General features: G+C 69.7%; 1 protein-coding gene. It reads left to right on the top strand.

Going from position 1 to position 2330, the window contains the following annotated elements:
• The first annotated feature begins 274 nt into the window (after window positions 1-274).
• Complete coding sequence (locus tag FV222_RS23480; protein ID WP_147751164.1) at window positions 275-1906, top strand: AarF/UbiB family protein; 1632 nt, start codon at window positions 275-277, stop codon at window positions 1904-1906.
• Window positions 1907-2330: the final 424 nt, after the last annotated feature.

Genomic DNA, 2330 nt, shown 5'->3' with positions numbered 1-2330 from the left:
GCGGTGACCGGGCGGCTCGCCGCCCACGCCGCCCTCCCCCTGGCGCAGCAGGTCGCGGCCCTGGAGGCCGAGCTGGCGGCCTATCGCGGGCCGGAGGTCCGGCGCGACGACATGACCCTGATCGCCTTCCGGCCGCGCTGACAGGCAAGCTAACGGGACCGCGCCCGATCGCATCGCGGCGGGACCGACCTTAAAGCGGAGCCGACCCTAAAAAAGACCCGATGCTCGTGCTGTCCCGGCGGCTTCCCGCCTTCGCACGGATCGACCCGCCCTTATGCTGAAAACCGCCTTCGTTGCTGCGCGCGACCGTCAGCGGCTGTCGGAGATCGCCTCGATCCTGATCGGCTTCGGCGTCAACAAGGTCGTGGACCGGCTCGGGCTGCGCTACATCCCGATCCTTCCGCGCCGCAAGCCGAAGATCGACGTCACCCGCCTGTCGGAGCCCGAGCGCCTGCGCAGGGCGATCGAGGCTTTGGGGCCGACCTTCATCAAGTTCGGGCAGGTGCTCGCGAGCCGCCCCGACCTGCTCTCGCCGATGTGGACCGAGGAGCTGGCCAAGCTCCACAGCCAGGTCTCGCCGGTCTCGTGGGAGACGATCCGCCCGCAGCTCGAGGCCGACCTCGGGGCGCCGCCGCAGGAGATCTTCGCCGAGTTCGACACCGACGCGATCGCCTCGGCCTCGATCGCCCAGGTCTACCGGGCCAAGCTGCATTCGGGCGAGGACGTCATCGTCAAGGTGCTGCGCCCGGGCCTGCGCAAGATCATCGACGCGGACCTGCGCCTGATGGCGCACGGCGCCCGCATCGTCGAGACCGAGTGGCCGGACATGGCCCGCTACCAACCGGGCGAGCAGATGCGCCACCTCGCCGCCGGCCTGAACGGCGAGCTCGACCTCTTGAACGAGGCGCGCAACTGCGAGTTGCTCGCCTCGCTGTTCTCCGACCGCGACGACATCGTCTTCCCGAAGATCCACTGGGAATGGTGCTCCGAGCGGGTGCTGGTGCAGGAGTTCATCCACGGCATCCCCCCGAACGACGAGGCGCGGCTCGCCGCCGCCGGCGTCGACAAGAAGCTGCTCGCCCAGAAGGGCACCGACGCGTTCCTGAAGATGGCGCTGATCGAGGGCGTGTTCCACGCAGACCCGCACCCGGGCAACATGCTGGCGATGTCGGGCAACCGCATCGGCTTCATCGATTTCGGCATCATCGGCCGCCTGTCGCAGAAGCGGCGCAACCAGCTTCTCGTGCTGATCGGCGCGATGCTCAAACAGGACGCCGACGGGCTGATGGCGGTGCTGCTCGACTGGACGGGCTCGAGCAGTCCGGACCTGACCCGGCTCGAAGGCTCGGCGCAGTCCTTCGTCGAAAGCCATTCCTCGATTCCGCTCAACCTCGGCCTCGTGCTCACCGACTTCATGACCATGGCGCGCGAGAACGACCTCGCGATGCCGACCGACCTCGCGATCCTGTTCAAGGGTCTCGTCACCGCCGACGGCGTGATGCGCCACCTCGACCCGGACTTCGACCTGTTCGCCGCCGCCGGCCCGACCGTGCGCGCGAGCATGAAGTCGCAGTTCTCCCTCGGCGGCCTCAAGACCAAGGCCGAGGCGCTCGGCGTCGGCCTCTACGGCGCGGCCTCCGAGCTGCCGACGCTGATCCACCTGATGCTGGTGCGGCTCAAGCAGGGGCGCGTCACCGTGGAGATCGAGGTGAAAGGCCTCGACAAGGTCACCCGCGGCATCGAGCGGGCGGCCGCCCGCGTCGCGGTGGCGCTGGTCGTGGCCGCCTTCGCCACCCAGCTCGCCCCGCGCCTGATCGACCTCGGGACGCCGGTCTTCGTGACGATCGGCCTGATCGTCTTCACCCTCGGGGTCGGCTGGCTGGTCCTGCTCGGCCGGAAGAAGTGACAGCCGGACGATGCGAGGCGCGTAAGTCCCGAGGCCTGTAACGTCCGGGCCTCGACCAGTCTCCGTCTTGGTCGAGCCGACGGCAGTACAATCCCATCTTGCGAGGCGGGAGCGGTATGCTAGCTTAACGCAGCCCATTGGTTCCGCGGATGCGGGTGGGGCGCGGCCAGAAGCGGGAGCATCCGCCGGTGCGCTCCGATCTCGACACCTCGTCGCCCGAGCCTTCACGTTCCCTGGGCCGATCCACCCTCGCACGCCGCGCGGACGCGCCCGCCGGCGCCGCGCGACGGGCATCGGGGGAGCGAATGCGATGGACGCGGGCTACGATGTCTCGGCGTTCCAGGCCGTGGTCGGCGACCGGCGCCTCTCCGCCCTCGATGCGGAGAACCGGCGCTCGGGCGCGGCGACCCGGCAGGGCGGCGTG

It is taken from the genome of Methylobacterium sp. WL103 (assembly GCF_008039885.1).
GTDB lineage: Bacteria > Pseudomonadota > Alphaproteobacteria > Rhizobiales > Beijerinckiaceae > Methylobacterium > Methylobacterium cerastii.
The sequence above is the reverse complement of the archived record's forward strand: the minus strand, read 5'-3'. Positions and strand labels throughout refer to the sequence as shown.

What these genes read in the sequence shown, in the direction of transcription:
- FV222_RS23480 (WP_147751164.1), top strand. Translation starts at nt 275, where the DNA reads ATGCTGAAAACCGCCTTCGTTGCTGCGCGCGACCGTCAGCGGCTGTCG.